This window comes from Mesorhizobium sp. (assembly GCF_017306585.1).
Classification (GTDB): domain Bacteria; phylum Pseudomonadota; class Alphaproteobacteria; order Rhizobiales; family Rhizobiaceae; genus Mesorhizobium.
On sequence record NZ_JAFKIC010000256.1, the window covers coordinates 1 to 15,849 of the forward strand.

Genomic DNA, 15,849 nt, shown 5'->3' on the forward strand with positions numbered 1-15,849 from the left:
GGCAAGTGTCTTGCCGCCATAGATGCCCGGCTCGCGCTTGCCAAGCGCGTTGAGATTGGGACCGTTCAGGACGAAAACCGTTTTCAAAAATCAGACCTTTCCCGGCGCCAGCCTGGGCCGGCGCGCTGGGCCCTCTATAATGGGCATAGCCGCCCACGGAAAGAGCGCAAGTGCGTTCTTTCACTGTCCACAACAGGCGGAAATGTGGCCGTGAGCAAAATCAGAGCGCCGCTTTCGCCGCCTCGATCTTTTCCGCCAGCACTTCCTGCCCAAGCGCTCCGAACACGACCTCGTTGCCGACGACATAGGACGGCGTGCCGGTGATCGACAGCTTGTTGGCAAGATCATAGGTCTTGGAGAGGGCTTCGGGGATAGACGGGTCCTTCATCTTCTCGCGCAGCGTCGCCTCATCGGCACCGAGGGAAAGCGCGATCTTGATGGCGGCCGCTTCTGTTGCGCGTCCCTGGCCGCCGAGCAGCGCATTGTGGAACTCGCCGTATTTTTCCGGCATCATCAAATGGAAGGCCATCGAAACGACGCTGGCCTTCTGCGAATCCGGGCCGAGGATCGGGAATTCCTTGAGCACGAAGCGCAGGTCCGGATCGGACTTGGTCAACGCTTGCATGTCCTCGATGGCGCGTTTGCAGAAGCCGCAATTGTAGTCGTAGAACTCGACGATCGTTACCTTGCCGCTGGGATTGCCGACAACGCCGTCGAAGGAGGAGTTGAAGATCTGGTCCTTGGCGTCCTTGATCACGCCGAGATGCGCGATCCGCTGTTCTTCCTTCTGCTTGGCCTCGAGGGCGTCCTGCACTTCGAGCAGCACTTCCGGATTCTTCAGGAGATAGTCGCGAATGATGCCTTCGACCTCGGCGCGGTCGATCTTGGTATCGCCCGTCTTGGTATCGCCCGCCGCCGTCTGGGCCGGCAGCGTCGTTCCAGCCTTGGCAATCTCGGGGCTGCCGGCCACGAAACCGAAAGCCAGCATGGCAAGGGCTACAGCGATCCCCGTGGTGCCCAGCAGCAGTGCCTTTTTCATCGTTCTCGTTCCTTTTGCCTGTTTCCCGGTCCGCCTGTGTCGCAGCGTATAGCCGGAAGGTTCACTAAATCTTGGCTGACGATTTGTAGTTTATGATGTCCTGGGCGCGTATCCAGCGCGGCTCGCCACGCTTCAGCTGCTGCTGCGCCCGCATGGCGAAGATCTTCGCATCCTTGTAGTTACCGGAATAGAAATGGCCTTCGGCCGTGGCAAGCTCGGCGCCCGGTATGTCTCCCAGCTCGCCGTAAGCCTGCGCCAGATAACGATAGCCGGTAGAGTTTTCCTTATCGCGCCCCAGACCGTTGTTGATCTGCACGACGGCCTTCTTCAAGGAGTCCGGCGTGCCGACGGCCATCAGCGCCTGGCCGAGCGAGACAGGCAACAGGCCAGATCGCGCGGGATCGAGGCTGACCGCCTTGGCATAGGCATCCGCCGCATCCGCGGGCTTGTTCGCCTTCATTAGTATGTCGCCGCGCAACTCCTGGAAGTAGGCATTTTTAGGCTGTGCCTTGATCAGGGCGTTGGTCTTGACGAGTGCTGTGGCGATGTCGCCGTAGAGATAGGCCGACTGGGCATCGCCATATTGCGCGGCGAGACTGCCCCGCATCTTCTGCATCAGCCGCGCAGCAGCGGACCGGCCTTCCATGTAGACGGCGATCTTCACACGCATCATGTCGTGGCGCTGCTGCAGCGCCGGCGCATCGGGCTTGTCGACATTGGGGCTTTGCTTGACCAGAACCTCAAGATTGGCGATGCGGTCCTGCGGCATGGGGTGGCTGATGCGATAGGGATCGACCTGCGCGCCCGACAGCGACAGCGCCGACTGGAAGCGGTGGAATGTCTTCAGCATGCCCATGCCGGACTGGCCGGTGGCGTTGAGATAGGTGATCGCCGAGCGGTCGGCCGTGATCTCCTCGGTGCGCTGATAGGCGAGAATGCTGCGCTGTGCTATCTCGCCGCCGCCCGCAGCCACGCCCATGCCCGCGCCGGCAAGGCCGCGGCTGTTGGTGGTGGCCCCGGCGACCATGGCGCCGGCACCAAGCAGCGTCGCGATGACGGCCATGGTCTTGGCCCGCTCGAGCTGGTCGCGCAGTTTCTGCTGGTGGCCGCCGGCGATGTGACCGGCTTCGTGAGCGATGACGCCGATGATCTCGTTGGGCGTTTCAGCCGTCATCAGCGCGCCGGTGTTGATGAACATCCGGCGTCCAGTGACGAAGGCGTTGAAGGAGGAATCGTTGACCAGCACGATGTCGATGCCGTCATTGCCCAGACCGGCCGCCTTGAAGATGGGCCGGGCGTAATCGCGAACCAGCGCCTCGATTTCGGCGTCGCGTATGACCGGCACGTTCTGGGCGAAGGCGGTGATCGAACCCGCCACGGCGACGGCCGCCCCGAGCGCAAGCGTCGCGAGCGCGCGCGCTGCCTTGGCAATCGTCGATCTGGGTCGGCTCAACATGATGTGTCCACTGGTAGACGAGCGGGCGAAAGATGAAAAGTCGGCACCGGAAAAACTTCCTCAACTTGTGATCCTCACATCAATCGGGCATTTGTGCGGCGCATGCGCCATGCGCCGGCGCTATCAATCCTCGCAGCAGGGGTAGAAATGGTCGTTTCGCTCTCACATCGCGGCAATGTCGAGCCGTTCCACGCCATGGATGTGCTGGCCGAGGCTAACCGGCTGAAGGCGCAGGGCGTGCCGGTGATATCGATGGCCGTCGGCCAGCCGTCAGATCCCGCGCCGGAGCGGGTTCGCGCCGCAGCCGCGAAGGCTTTGCAGCACGGGCGCATCGGCTACACCGATACGCTTGGCCTTGCGGACCTGCGCAAGGCAATCGCCCTGCATTATGCCGACCACTACGGGCTCAATGTCGAGCCCGGCCGGATCGCGGTGACGACGGGATCGTCGGCCGCTTTCAATCTCGCTTTCCTGGCGATGTTCGATCCGGGCGACCGCGTCGCGATCGCCGCGCCCGGCTATCCCGCCTATCGCAACATCATGACTGCGCTTGGCATCGAGGTGGTGGAGATAGAGCTCGGCGAGGCGGCTTACCTGCATGCCGGCCATCTGGAGAGCGCGCACCGGGAGAAGCCGCTGAAGGGCGTGCTGTTCGCCAGTCCCGCCAATCCGACCGGCGCGGTGATTCCCGCCGATGAACTGGCGACGCTGGTCACCACGGCCGAGGCCCTTGGCATCGCCGTGATTTCGGACGAGATCTACCATCGGCTGGCCTATGCCGCGCCCGACACGACGGCGCTGCGCTACGGCAAAGGCGTAACCGTGATCAACTCCTTCTCGAAATATTATTGCATGACCGGCTGGCGCATCGGCTGGATGGTGTTGCCTGGGGAATTGGTCCGGCCGGTCGAACGCGTCGCGCAGAGCCTCTACATCTCGCCGCCGGAGCTATCGCAGATCGCGGCGATCGAGGCCTTCGCAGCGACCGAGGAGCTGGAAGCCGTCAAGGGCCGCTATGCCTGGAATCGCGAACTGCTGATGAAGCGCCTGCCGGAGCTCGGCTTTCCGCTCGCGGCCCCCATGGACGGCGCCTTCTACGCCTTTTGCGACGTCACCAGGCATACCAATGACAGCATGGCCTTCGCGCGCAGGATGCTGGCGGAAGCGCATGTGGCGGCAACGCCCGGCCGCGACTTCGACACCTTGGCAGGACACCGCACGATGCGGTTTTCCTACGCCGGCAGCCATGACGACATGGTCGAGGCGATGGCGCGCATCGAGCGCTGGCTGAGGTAACGCCATGCCGGAACTCGATCAAGCATTGGCCGAAGTCGCCGCCGAGATGGCCGAACGCACTGATCGTGGCGATGTCGCGACCTACATTCCGCAGCTGGGCAAGGTCGACCCGAGGAAGTTCGGCATCGCCGCCGTCACCAATGACGGTCGCGTGCTGACGGCGGGCGATGCCGACCAGGCCTTTTCGATCCAGAGCATATCGAAAGTGTTCACGCTGACGCTGGCGCTCGGCAATGTCGGCGACGCGCTGTGGAAGCGGGTGGGGCGCGAGCCCTCCGGCAATCCGTTCAATTCCATCGTCCAGCTCGAGCACGAGAACGGTATTCCGCGCAATCCGTTCATCAATGCCGGCGCCATCGTCATTTCCGACATCCTGCTGGCCGGCCACCAGCCGCGGGAGGCTATCGGCGAGATCCTGCGGTTCATCCAGTTCCTAGCCGACGACGAGACCATCATCATCGACCGCGAGGTCGCGGCTTCAGAGCGCGCCACCGGCTACCGCAACTTCGCGCTTGCCAACTATATGAAATCCTTCGGCAATCTTAATCACGCGCCGGAACTGGCGTTGGGCGTCTATTTCCATCATTGCGCCATCGCTATGAGCTGCCGGCAACTGGCCATGGCTGGCCGATTCCTTGCCAATGGCGGCAGGAATCCGGCGACCGGATATCAGGTGGTGTCGGCGGAACGGGCGCGGCGCATCGGCGCCATGATGCTGACCTGTGGCCATTACGACGGATCGGGAGACTTTGCCTTCCGCGTCGGCATTCCCGGCAAGAGCGGCGTCGGCGGTGGCATATTGGGCATCGTGCCGGGCATTGCTTCGCTTGCCGTCTGGTCGCCCGGCCTCAACGCCAACGGCAATTCCAAGCTGGGCTCCATCGCGCTGGAAAAGCTGGCCAGGATGATGAACTGGTCGATCTTCGCGCCGTAGCAATACAACAGGGTCGGGCGAGCAGCCATGGAAGATCGCAACAGCTGGATATTGTATATCAAAGAGGTGCGCGCTCGCCACGGCGTGAACCTTCTCGAGGCTGAGCGGATTGCCTTGTCCGATCCTCATTGGCGACGTTGGGTAGTGCGTCAAATCAATACTGACGGACGCTGCCGCAGGTTCGCACGGAGCCATATGGCAGCCAATCGCCAGGCGTCCTTGGTTTACAGGGATGGCGAAGTGCTAAAACTGCGCTAGCAGGTCAAGCAGCGAATTCACCGTTTGAACCGGCAATGCAAAAAATCCCGCGCCGTCTTTCAGGATAGCGCGGGATTTCTGTCAGAAAAGTCTATTCAAGTCATTGGAAAGGCTTAGAAAAAGCCCTTCCGCTGCCACCAGCCGGCACGCTTCGGCTTGTCTTCGGTCTTTGTTTCGGCCTCGACGGTCGAGGAAACCACCGGTGCAACCGGCGCGTCGGCGGAAGCCGGCTTGCGCCGCGACGGTCGAGCCTTCGCGGTCTCTTCCTCGACAGGTGCAGCCGCCGGCTCTTCGGCAACCGCTGCCGGAGCCTCGACCGGCGCCTGCTCAACCGTTTCGACCACGGTCGCTTCGACAACCGCCTCGGCGGCCGCCTTCTTCGACTTGGCTGTACGGCGCGGCTTCTTGGGCTTCTCGGCTACTGGCGCCTCCTCGGTGACAACCGCCGGCTCTTCCGCGACAGCGACAGCCACCGGCTCGGCCGATGCCGGTTCGCTTTCGGAAGCATCCAGTTCGGCAGGTTCCGTCGTTTCCCCGGCGCCCGCCTCAGTCTCGCCTTCGCCATCTTCCCGACGGTTGCGCTTGCCGCCGCGCTTGCCGCGCCGGCGTTTCTTGCCCGCGCCGTCTTCCGAAGCCTGGGCTGTCTCGCCCGGCTCGGCGGCGATGGCCTGAGCGGTGTCGTCGGTTTCGATGTCATCACCGTCCGCGGCGTCCGCCGATTCGGCGACATCACCGATGGCCGAGATGGATACGCCGTCCGTCGGCGCGCCATGTTCGCGGTCGCGATCCCTGCCGCCGCGGCGCCTGCGGCGCTTACGGCGCTTGCGGTCGCGGCCTTCGCCGTCCTCGCTGGTCCGCTGCTGGTGCTGCTGTCCCTGCTGGGCATGGCGCGGCTGCTCGGCCTGCGCCGGAGCCTCGTCTTCCTCCTCGGCGACGACAATGTCGTCCTCGGGCTCTTCCGGCTCGACATAGGCCGGCAGGCTGCGCGCTTCGACGAAGCCTTCCGGCTTCTCGGCCAATGCGCCACGGAAGATCGCATAGTGCTGAGAGCCGACCGTGTCGTCTGCTTCCAGGGTGATGGTCAGGCCAAAGCGGCTTTCCAGTTCCACCAGCGTGCTGCGCTTGTGGTTGAGCACATAGAGCGCGGTCGCGGCCGGCGTGCGCACGGTGATGTGGCTGCGCGAATCCTTGAGCAGGAATTCCTCGATCGCCCGCACCACCATCAGCGCGACCGACGAATCGGAGCGCACATGGCCGGTGCCGCCGCAATGCGGGCAGGGCTTCATGGTCGATTCCAGCACGCTGGCGCGGATGCGCTGGCGCGACATCTCCATCAGGCCGAAATGGGAGATGCGGCCGACCTGGATGCGGGCGCGGTCGTTCTTGAGGTGATCCTTCAGCCGCTTCTCGACGGAGCGGTTGTTGCGGTTCTCCTCCATGTCGATGAAGTCGATGACGATCAGGCCGGCAAGGTCTCGCAACCTCAACTGGCGCGCGACTTCCTCGGCCGCTTCCAGATTTGTGTGGAGGGCGGTGTCCTCGATCGAGTGCTCCTTGGTGGAGCGGCCCGAATTGACGTCGATGGCGACCAGCGCCTCGGTCTGGTTGATGATGATGTAGCCGCCGCTCTTCAGCGTCACCTGCGGCTGCAGCATGCGGTCGAGCTGCGCTTCGATGCCGTTGCGCACGAAGATCGGCGTTGTGTCGCGGAATGGCTGAACCACCTTGGCGTGGCTCGGCATCAGCATGCGCATGAAATCCTTGGCTTCGCGATAACCGTCCTCGCCGGAGACCAGAATCTCGTCGATGTCCTTGTTGTAGAGGTCGCGCACCGAACGCTTGATCAGGCTGCCTTCCTCATAGACGAGGGCAGGGGCCGTGGATTGCAATGTGAGGCTGCGCACATTCTCCCACAGCCGCATCAGATATTCATAGTCGCGCTTGATCTCGGCCTTGGTGCGGCTCTCGCCGGCCGTGCGCAGGATGACGCCCATGCCCTGCGGCACTTCGAGGTCGGCAACCACCTCCTTGAGGCGCTTGCGATCGACCGCGCTGGTGATCTTGCGCGAAATGCCGCCGCCGCGCGCCGTATTGGGCATCAGCACGGAATAACGGCCGGCAAGCGACAGATAGGTGGTGAGAGCAGCGCCCTTGTTGCCGCGCTCTTCCTTGACGACCTGCACCAGCAGAATCTGCCGGCGCTTGATGACCTCCTGGATCTTGTACTGGCGGCGCACCGGCTTGCGGCGATTGCGCACTTCCTCGAGCGCGTCCTCGGCGCCAACCGATTCGATCTCGTGATCGTCCGGGTGCGAGGACTGCACTTCCTCCAGCATGCCGCGATCATTGTCGGTGGCAGTGGCTTCGTCGGCGGGAGCGGCTTCGCTACCCTGTTCCGTCTGCGGGGCAGGCTCGGAAATCACATCGGCCTCGACGGAGGCGGCGATCGATGTCGGGCCGCCGTCGCGAGCCTTGCCTTCGTCTTCTTCGGAGGAGGCTTCGTGCTCTGTTGCGTCCGAAGAAGAGCCTTCTTGTTCGGCCGCGTCCGAATGGTCGGTCGCATCGTGGTGCTCGGACACCTGGGCAGCCGGTTCGGTCACCTCGGCAGTGGTGGAGGCGTCATCCGTTACCGATTCGGCCGAGACGGCATCCGTGCCGCTGTCATGGTTTTCACCGGCTTCGCCTGACTCGTCACCATCGCCGGTGCCAGCGCCACGCTTGTGCTCGGCGCGCTCGCGGCCCTTGCCGCCGCGACGGCGTCCGCGCCGTCCGCGGTCGCGATTCTGGCGGTCGTCGCCGTCACCGTCCTCGTCCTCCTCGTCTTCGGCCTCCTGCGCTTCCGCGCGAAGCAGCGCCTGACGGTCGGCGACCGGGATCTGGTAGTAATCAGGGTGTATTTCACTGAAGGCGAGGAAACCGTGACGGTTGCCGCCATATTCGACAAAGGCTGCCTGGAGGGAAGGTTCGACGCGCGTTACGCGGGCGAGGTAGATGTTTCCTTTGAGCTGCTTCTTGTCCTGGGATTCAAAGTCGAATTCTTCGATACGGTTACCGCGTACGACGACAACTCGTGTTTCCTCCGGGTGGGAGGCGTCTATCAGCATTTTGTTGGGCATTATTTCGTTTCCCCCCGGCAGCCGTCAGCCGCAGCTGGCGAGGCAAAGCCCGCTGCTGTGTGTCTGGATGAGAGTGGGTGCCGGATAATTGAACGGCCGCCGGACGGTGCCTGCGCGTCATGTCGGTGCCGCCCGCAGCCATATTGGCGCGGTTTGATGCGGACCTTTCCATGATTGCGCTTGAAGCCATCGTCACCAAGCAGACCTTTTGAACCAAAGCCCGGAAACCGGACCAGCTTGTTGCTCGTACAGAGCCGGCGCGGGGACAAACCCGGCCGTTTTCCTCACGCAGGCGATTCCCCCGCCACGGGAGCACACCTGCGAAATTCGTCGCGATCACCTGAAGCCTCCTCGCAGAAGCGAGAGGAGCCGCCTTTCATCTGACCCTTTAGCAGGAAGCTGCGGAGGAGGGCGGTTCCAGGATTGCAGTGATCCACTATCGCTTTTATGATTTGGCGGGTTGGAAGGCAACCCCGATTTCCGATGCCGGCAAAAAGCAGTTCCGTAGCGTAAGCCGGGGTTCCGATCCCTGTTGAAAAGGCTTGGTTAACCTTCTCTGGATACCAATCGTTAATCGAGTTCGCGGCGTAACCGGCACTTCGATGAAACGCGCGGCGCCTGGCGCCAAACCGGAAGCGACTGGAAGAGAGATGGGACTGGCAGGCTTCACTGACAAGGGATGTCGTGTTCGCGGCCAGATTCTGGGCGCCTTATGCCTTTTGCTGCTGGTGGCGATCTGCCAGGCCTTTTCCCCGGCCGCCCATGCGGCCGATGCCCCGTTGGTGGCCAAATCCTACAAGATGGCGGGCGACGCCACCAAGATGCGCATCGTCATGGATTTCGATCGTGAGCCCGATATCAAATGGTTCCTGCTGCGCGGGCCCAATCGACTGGTCATCGACCTCGCCAACACCAGGCTTGCCATCGACGCGAAGGATCTGAAGCCGCGCGGCCTGGTCAAGGGCGTGCGGCTGGGCGATCTCGGTGAAGGTGTTTCGCGGCTGATCCTGACCGGCAAGGGGCCGTTCGCCGTCGACAAGCTCGACGTGGTCAAGAATGAGGACGGGACCGGCTACCGCATCGCCATAGACATGTCGGCGGCCTCCGAGCGTGAGTTCGATGAGGCTCTTGCCAACCAGGCGCTGACCACCGGCTCCACGGTTTCCGCCGACAAGGGAGAACGGGTCGGCAAGGGGCCTGTCTCCAATCCGGGGCACCGCTTCACCGTCGTCATCGATCCCGGTCATGGCGGCATCGATGGCGGCGCGGAGGGGCTGAACGGAACCATCGAGAAGAACGTCACGCTGGCCTTCGCCACGGAGCTGCGCGACAAGCTCATGGCCATCGGCAAATACGATGTCTTCATGACGCGTGACACGGATGAATATCTGCGCCTGGACGACCGCGTGCGCATCGCCCGCCAGCATGAGGCCGATCTGCTGATTTCGATCCATGCCGACACGATCAGCGTCAAGGGCATCCGCGGCGCCACCGTCTATACGGTCTCGGACAAGGCATCGGATCCCGAGGCGCAGGCGCTGGCCGACCGTGAAAATCTGTCCGACCAGTTCGCCGGCATGGTCATCAAGGATGACAACAAGGAAGTGACCGACATCCTGATCGACCTGATCCGCCGCGAAACGCACACCTTCTCGATGAGCTTCGCCCACACACTGGTCGGCCAGCTTTCGACCAGTGTCGGCCTCATCAACAATCCGCAGCGTTCCGCTGGCTTCAGGGTGCTGAAGGCGCCGGATGTGCCGTCCGTTCTGGTCGAACTCGGCTATCTCTCGAATGCCAAGGACGAGGCGCAGTTGCTCGATGCCGAATGGCGGGGCAAGGCCGCGCAAAGCATTACCAACGCCGTCGCGCTGTTTGCGTCTGCCCGTGCCGGGGCGGGAACCGGGGGCTGACATGTCTGACGGCGCGCCTGCAACCAGAGGCGGCGTTGCTGGATGACAACACCCTGTGCCTTTATTTCCGCAGCATGGTCACGAAATCCGGCCTTGCCGTATTTTGTCCACATGGTGGCGACATGGGTTTTCGATTACGGATTGGGACCGGCTCGAAAGCTTGCGTGGAAGGCGGCTTCGTTTAGGAAATTCCCGAACCAAGGACTGGAGCGGGTATGATTCGTCTCATTGGCTATTTCTTCGGCATCGGCACGACGCTGGCCCTTTTGGTCGCGGCGGGCGTTGCGCTTTACATCGGCCATGTAGCAAAGGATCTGCCCGACTACGAGGTGCTGGCCAAGTACGAGCCGCCGGTAACGACCCGCATTCATGCCTCGGATGGCTCGCTGATGGCGGAGTACGCGCGCGAGCGGCGCCTGTACTTGCCTATCCAGGCGATTCCGGACCGCGTCAAGGCGGCCTTTCTGTCCGCCGAGGACAAGAATTTCTACAGCCACCCCGGCGTGGACATAACGGGACTGGGCCGGGCGGCGCTGACTTACGTTTCGGGCGGACCGATGCAGGGCGGCTCGACGATCACGCAGCAGGTTGCCAAGAACTTTCTTCTCACCAACGAGCGCTCCATGGAGCGCAAGGTGAAGGAGGCAATCCTCTCATTCCGCATCGAGCAGGCCTATTCCAAGGATCGCATTCTCGAACTCTATCTCAATGAGATTTTCTTTGGCTTCAACGCCTATGGTGTCGCCGGCGCCGCGCTGACCTATTTCGACAAGTCGGTGAACGAGTTGACCGTCGCCGAGGCCGCTTACCTGGCATCGCTGCCGAAAGGTCCGGCCAACTACAATCCCTTCAAGCATGCCGATCGCGCGATCGAGCGGCGAAACTGGGTTATCGGCCAGATGGTCGAGAACGGTTATGTGACCCCTGAGGAGGGTGCGAAAGCGAAGGCCGAACCGCTCGGCGTGGCTCCACGCCGCACCGGCTCCTACTTGTTCGCGGGCGAGTATTTTACCGAGGAGGTTCGCCGGCAGATCATCGCGCGCTACGGCGAGAACGCGCTCTATGAGGGCGGGCTGTCCATCCGCACCACCCTCGACCCCAAAGTCCAGCTCATTGCCCGCAAGGCGATGCAGAATGGCCTGATGAAATACGACACGCTGCGCGGCTATCGCGGGCCGGTGACATCGATCGATGTGTCGGGCGACTGGGGCGTGCCGCTGGGGGCCGTCAAGGGGCTGGAAGACGTTCCGGAATGGTCGCTCGCCGTCGTGCTCGACAGTTCCGCGTCCGGCCTGTCGATCGGCCTGCAGCCCGCGCGCCAGGCATCGGGCGATATCGTCAAGGAGCGTGTCGAAGGCACCGTCAGCAAGGACGACATGGGCTTTGCGATGCGCCATCTGGTCGGCGGCAAGACGGTCAAGGCCAAGTCGCCGGCCGAAGTGCTGAAGCCGGGCGATGTCATCTTCGTGCAGAAGAACGAAGGCTCCGAAAATGCATACAGCCTGCGCCAGGTTCCCGAGGTTGAAGGCGGCCTGATCGCCATGGATCCGCATACCGGCCGCGTGTTGGCCATGGTCGGCGGCTTCTCCTATTCGCAGTCAGAATTCAACCGCGCCACCCAGGCGATGCGCCAGCCAGGCTCCTCGTTCAAGCCGATCGTCTATTCGGCCGCGCTCGACAATGGCTATACGCCGGCCTCTGTCATCATGGATGGGCCGATCACCATCCAGAGCGGCAACACGACCTGGACGCCGAAGAACTATGACGGCACGGTTGCCGGGCCTGCAACGTTGCGTTCCGGCATCGAGAAGTCGCGCAACCTGATGACGGTGCGGCTTGCCAACGACATGGGTATGAAGCTGGTTGTCGAATATGCCGAACGCTTCGGTGTCTATGATCACCTGGCGCCGTATCTGCCGATGGCGTTGGGGTCGGGTGAAACGACCGTCATGCGCATGGTTTCGGCCTATTCGATCATGGCCAATGGCGGCAAGTCGATCAAACCGTCGCTGATCGATCGCATCCAGGACCGCTACGGCAAGACGGTTTTCAAGCAGGATGAGCGCGGCTGCGAAGGTTGCAACGCGCCCGAATGGAAGAACCAGCCGGAGCCGGAACTGGTCGACAATTCCGAGCAGGTGCTCGATCCGATGACCGCCTACCAGATTACCTCGATGATGGAGGGCGTGGTCCAGCGCGGCACCGGCGCTACGATCGGCGAACTCGGCCGTCACATCGCCGGCAAGACCGGTACCACCCACGACGAGAAGGACGCCTGGTTCATCGGCTATACGCCGAACCTCGTGGTTGGCCTCTACATGGGCTACGACACGCCGCGCGGTCTTGGCCATGGCGCCACGGGCGGCGGTCTGGCGGCCCCGATCTTCAAGGATTTCATGCGCGTGGCGCTGGACGGCACGCCCAATGTCGACTTCAAGGTTCCCGACGGCATGAACCTGATCGCCATCAACCGCAAGACCGGCATGCGGGCCACGTCGGGAGATCCCGGCACCATCATCGAAGCCTTCAAGCCGGGCACCGGTCCTGCCGACAGCTATTGGGTGATCGGCATGGGCGCCGATGGCTCCAACGCGTCGGGCGGCGCATTGTCGCCGCAGGCCAACCAGGCCATCCAGGACGGCGGCGGCGGCCTCTACTGACGGGTTCGACGGCAATCATGGGTCAGCCACGGGCTGGCCCATTTCGCTTTACACGCGGCGGTGCCGTCCCTATGTATCGCGCCGACCAGGGCGTCATTTCACCAACAGGACAAAATATCAGGCCATGCGCGCGGAAACGCAGAATATTGTCGACGAGATCAGGCAGGCGATAACCCTGCTGAGGAGGCATCTTTGACTGGGATCAGGCCATAAAGCGGCTTGAATACCTGAATGTGCGGGCCGAGGACGCCAGCCTCTGGAACGAACCGCTGGAAGCGCAGAAGCTGATGCGCGAACGCCAGGGCCTCGAAGAGGGGATCGCGGCGGTCAAGGGCCTGACGCAGGCGCTGGAAGACAATATCGGCCTGATCGAGCTTGGCGAGGAAGAGGGCGACGAGAGCATCGTCGCCGAAGCCGAAGCGGCGATCCGCTCGATGCAGGGCGAGGCCAAGGCCCGCCAGGTCGAGACGCTGCTCTCGGGCGAAGCCGACGCCAACGACACCTATCTGGAAATCCACGCCGGCGCCGGCGGCACCGAGAGCCAGGACTGGGCGAACATGCTTCTGCGCATGTACACGCGCTGGGCCGAGCGCCGCCGCTTCAAGGTCGAGGTGCTGGAGGTGCATGACGGCGAAGAGGCAGGCATAAAATCCGCGACCTTGCTGATCAAGGGCCACAATGCCTATGGCTGGCTGAAGACCGAATCCGGCGTCCACCGACTGGTGCGCATTTCGCCCTATGACAGCAATGCGCGCCGGCACACGTCCTTCTCCAGTGTCTGGGTCTATCCTGTCGTCGACGACAGGATCGAGATCGACGTCTCCGAATCCGATGTGCGCATCGACACCTACCGCTCGTCCGGTTCCGGCGGCCAGCACGTCAACACCACCGATTCGGCCGTACGCATCACCCATATCGCCACCGGCATCGCGGTCGCTTGCCAGGCCGAGCGTTCGCAGCACAAGAACCGGGCCAAGGCCTGGGAGATGCTGCGCTCGCGTCTCTATGAAGAAGAGCTGAAGAAGCGCGAGGCCATCGCCAATGCCACCGAGGCGTCCAAGAGCGATATCGGCTGGGGCCACCAGATCCGTTCCTACGTGCTGCAGCCCTACCAGTTGGTGAAGGATCTGCGCACCGGCGTCGAGAGCACCAGCCCGTCGAGCGTGCTCGACGGCGATCTCGACGATTTCATGGAAGCCTCGCTGTCGCAGCGCATCGAGGGCGGTGCGGGTGAGGCCGTGGCCGACCTGGACTAGCCCTGTCCGACGCTCAACGAGTATCGTGACCGCTCGCGCCTTGGCAGCGACGAGCGGTCAGCGAAGTGCGCGTCGCGCCGGTCAGCACAGCTATTCGCAGCATGCAGCAATTTCTTGCGCCGACTCACATTTCGGCTCACCATTCCGACAGGAAGAGACAAAAGCATTTATGGCCGGTCGCGGCATATCTGCTGACGATTCGGCCGCTGGGAAGACACGTTCCGGGAAGGGGCAGGCGACACGCTTGAACCTCGTTTGAAAGGAGCGTTCCCATGTTTGCTGCCGGTTCCAAATCAGCCATTCCCATTCCTCCGGTTGGCTTCATTCCTCTGTGCGCGGCCTGTGTGGTGGCGGCCCTGTCCGGGCCGGCCCTGGCGCATGACGCCAAGCCGACGGCGGCCAAGCCGCAAGGCTGGAGTTATCCTTTCGCCTGTTGCGCGAACTACGATTGCCATGAGGTATCGCAGACTTCTATCAGCGAGCGGCCGGAAGGCTACGTCATCAAGGACACCGGGGAGGTGCTTGCCTACAGCGACAGACGCATCAAGGATTCGCCCGACGGCGAATTTCATTGGTGCGCCCATGTGGCCGGTCTCGACGCGGGCAAGACCATCTGCCTGTTCGTGCCGCCACAGTCCTATTGAGGGCTGCTGACGTTCTCGGCAAAGCCTCCTGACGGACAGTTGTCAGGATCGCTTCTTTATGGTGCCCTGCCGTGCGGGCGGCGGACAATGGAGAGGTGATGTTCATGGCCATCAAGGGAAGCTGCCACTGCAAGGCGACGACATTCGAGGTGTCGCAGGCTCCGCAAACAGTGACGCAATGCACCTGCTCGTTCTGCTCGAAGCGCGGTTCGCTTTGGGCTTACTACAGCCCGTCGCAATTCAAGCTCGTCACCCCGCTCAAGAACGTTTCCTTCTATCAATGGGGCTCGAAAACCATCAAGCATGGGTTTTGCGCCACATGCGGCTGCGGCACTTTCACCGAGACGCCGGATTGGTCGACCGGCGAGCCGGATTTCGACAATCCCAAGATCAGCGTCAACTCAAGGCTGTTCGACGATTTCGATCTCGACACCGTTGAGGTGGTGGTCATCGACGGCAAGAATCTCTGGTAGTTCGCCAAGGCGGTTCACCCGCAAGCGAGCACGGGAAAAGCCGCCGCTGGCGCTTTTCCCGTTCCGCTTTTCGCCGCAATTCATGGTACAAGTCGCCGGAAGGGCTGATTTGGCGCCATCGAACTGGCGCGACTTGGAGAGGGACCATCTATGAAGAAGACCGTGCTCGTCGTGATGGCGACGGCTTTGCTCGTGAGCGCCTGCACCACCACCGACCCGTATACGGGCGACCAGAAGATTTCCAACACCGCGGCCGGCGCTGGCCTCGGCGCCCTGGCGGGCGCCAGCCTCGGCCTGCTTGCCGGCGGCAATGACCGCCGCAACGCGCTGATCGGCGCCGGCATCGGCGCGCTGGCCGGCGGCGCCATCGGCGCCACGATGGATCAGAACGAAGCGGAGCTGCGCCGCCAGCTGCAGGGCACCGGCGTCAGCGTTACCCGCAGCGGCGACCAGATCATTCTCAACATGCCGTCGGACATCACCTTCAATGTCGATCAGGACGCGGTGAAGCCCGGCTTCTATCCGGTGCTCAATTCCGTCGCGCTGGTGCTGAAGAAGTTCCGCCAGACGACGGTGGACGTGTTCGGCCACACCGATTCGACCGGCGGCGACCAGCACAATTTCGACCTGTCGCAGCGTCGCGCTCTTGCTGTCGCCAACTACCTGTCGGGCCAGGGCGTCGATTCCAGGCGTTTCGCCGTCACCGGTTTCGGCAAGACCCGGCCGATCGCCTCCAATGCGACGGCCGCCGGCCGCGAGCAGAACCGGCGCGTCGAAATCCAGCTGTCGCCGCTAACCTGAGCC

Annotated in this window: 12 protein-coding genes; 8 read left to right on the forward strand and 4 right to left on the reverse strand. The window is 62.9% G+C overall.

What is annotated here, in order from left to right:
• The 3 genes from J0I79_RS30450 to J0I79_RS30460 form a co-directional block, all read right to left on the reverse strand.
• Positions 1-87: type II 3-dehydroquinate dehydratase (locus J0I79_RS30450; protein ID WP_292868331.1), on the reverse strand; the 87-nt coding region annotated here is incomplete at its 3' end.
• 133 nt (positions 88-220) lie between these two features.
• Positions 221-1,039 carry a DsbA family protein gene (locus tag J0I79_RS30455; RefSeq protein ID WP_292868301.1) on the reverse strand — a complete coding sequence of 273 codons (819 nt, stop codon included), beginning with the start codon at positions 1,037-1,039 and terminating at the stop codon, positions 221-223.
• 64 nt (positions 1,040-1,103) lie between these two features.
• The gene (locus J0I79_RS30460) at positions 1,104-2,495 is read right to left on the reverse strand and encodes a M48 family metalloprotease (RefSeq protein ID WP_292868304.1); all 1,392 of its coding nucleotides are present in this window, start codon (positions 2,493-2,495) and stop codon (positions 1,104-1,106) included.
• A 147-nt stretch (positions 2,496-2,642) separates the two neighbouring features.
• Between J0I79_RS30460 and J0I79_RS30465 the strand changes: the two genes are divergently transcribed.
• Complete coding sequence (locus J0I79_RS30465; RefSeq protein ID WP_292868307.1) at positions 2,643-3,791, forward strand: aminotransferase class I/II-fold pyridoxal phosphate-dependent enzyme; 1,149 nt, start codon at positions 2,643-2,645, stop codon at positions 3,789-3,791.
• A gap of 4 nt (positions 3,792-3,795) precedes the next feature.
• A complete protein-coding gene (locus J0I79_RS30470; protein WP_292868310.1) occupies positions 3,796-4,725 on the forward strand; it encodes a glutaminase in 930 nt (309 codons plus the stop codon).
• Between the two features lie 371 nt (positions 4,726-5,096).
• Here J0I79_RS30470 and J0I79_RS30475 read toward each other — a convergent pair whose 3' ends face one another.
• Positions 5,097-8,099 carry an Rne/Rng family ribonuclease gene (locus J0I79_RS30475; RefSeq protein WP_292868313.1) on the reverse strand — a complete coding sequence of 1,001 codons (3,003 nt, stop codon included), beginning with the start codon at positions 8,097-8,099 and terminating at the stop codon, positions 5,097-5,099.
• Positions 8,100-8,749: 650 nt separating this feature from the next.
• Between J0I79_RS30475 and J0I79_RS30480 the strand changes: the two genes are divergently transcribed.
• From J0I79_RS30480 to J0I79_RS30505, 6 genes are all read left to right on the forward strand, one after another.
• A complete protein-coding gene (locus tag J0I79_RS30480; RefSeq protein ID WP_292868316.1) occupies positions 8,750-10,012 on the forward strand; it encodes an N-acetylmuramoyl-L-alanine amidase in 1,263 nt (420 codons plus the stop codon).
• 215 nt (positions 10,013-10,227) lie between these two features.
• Positions 10,228-12,672 carry a penicillin-binding protein 1A gene (locus J0I79_RS30485; RefSeq protein WP_292868319.1) on the forward strand — a complete coding sequence of 815 codons (2,445 nt, stop codon included), beginning with the start codon at positions 10,228-10,230 and terminating at the stop codon, positions 12,670-12,672.
• Between the two features lie 124 nt (positions 12,673-12,796).
• A protein-coding gene (gene prfB / locus J0I79_RS30490; protein ID WP_292868322.1) for a peptide chain release factor 2 occupies positions 12,797-13,928 on the forward strand; the annotation gives its coding sequence in 2 pieces (ribosomal slippage) (positions 12,797-12,862 and positions 12,864-13,928; 1,131 coding nt in all).
• 272 nt (positions 13,929-14,200) lie between these two features.
• The gene (locus J0I79_RS30495) at positions 14,201-14,572 is read left to right on the forward strand and encodes a hypothetical protein (protein ID WP_292868325.1); all 372 of its coding nucleotides are present in this window, start codon (positions 14,201-14,203) and stop codon (positions 14,570-14,572) included.
• Positions 14,573-14,676: 104 nt separating this feature from the next.
• Positions 14,677-15,045: a GFA family protein gene (locus J0I79_RS30500; protein ID WP_292868334.1), complete on the forward strand. Its 369-nt coding sequence runs from the start codon at positions 14,677-14,679 to the stop codon at positions 15,043-15,045.
• Between the two features lie 150 nt (positions 15,046-15,195).
• Positions 15,196-15,846: an OmpA family protein gene (locus J0I79_RS30505; RefSeq protein WP_292868328.1), complete on the forward strand. Its 651-nt coding sequence runs from the start codon at positions 15,196-15,198 to the stop codon at positions 15,844-15,846.
• The last annotated feature ends 3 nt before the right edge of the window (positions 15,847-15,849 follow it).

Excerpts from the sequence above, each read along its gene's own strand:
- J0I79_RS30455 (WP_292868301.1), bottom strand. The coding sequence starts at position 1,039 with ATGAAAAAGGCACTGCTGCTGGGCACCACGGGGATCGCTGTAGCCCTT.
- J0I79_RS30460 (WP_292868304.1), bottom strand. The coding sequence starts at position 2,495 with ATGTTGAGCCGACCCAGATCGACGATTGCCAAGGCAGCGCGCGCGCTC.
- J0I79_RS30465 (WP_292868307.1), top strand. The coding sequence starts at position 2,643 with ATGGTCGTTTCGCTCTCACATCGCGGCAATGTCGAGCCGTTCCACGCC.
- J0I79_RS30470 (WP_292868310.1), top strand. The coding sequence starts at position 3,796 with ATGCCGGAACTCGATCAAGCATTGGCCGAAGTCGCCGCCGAGATGGCC.
- J0I79_RS30475 (WP_292868313.1), bottom strand. The coding sequence starts at position 8,099 with ATGCCCAACAAAATGCTGATAGACGCCTCCCACCCGGAGGAAACACGA.
- J0I79_RS30480 (WP_292868316.1), top strand. The coding sequence starts at position 8,750 with ATGGGACTGGCAGGCTTCACTGACAAGGGATGTCGTGTTCGCGGCCAG.
- J0I79_RS30485 (WP_292868319.1), top strand. The coding sequence starts at position 10,228 with ATGATTCGTCTCATTGGCTATTTCTTCGGCATCGGCACGACGCTGGCC.
- J0I79_RS30495 (WP_292868325.1), top strand. The coding sequence starts at position 14,201 with ATGTTTGCTGCCGGTTCCAAATCAGCCATTCCCATTCCTCCGGTTGGC.
- J0I79_RS30500 (WP_292868334.1), top strand. The coding sequence starts at position 14,677 with ATGGCCATCAAGGGAAGCTGCCACTGCAAGGCGACGACATTCGAGGTG.
- J0I79_RS30505 (WP_292868328.1), top strand. The coding sequence starts at position 15,196 with ATGAAGAAGACCGTGCTCGTCGTGATGGCGACGGCTTTGCTCGTGAGC.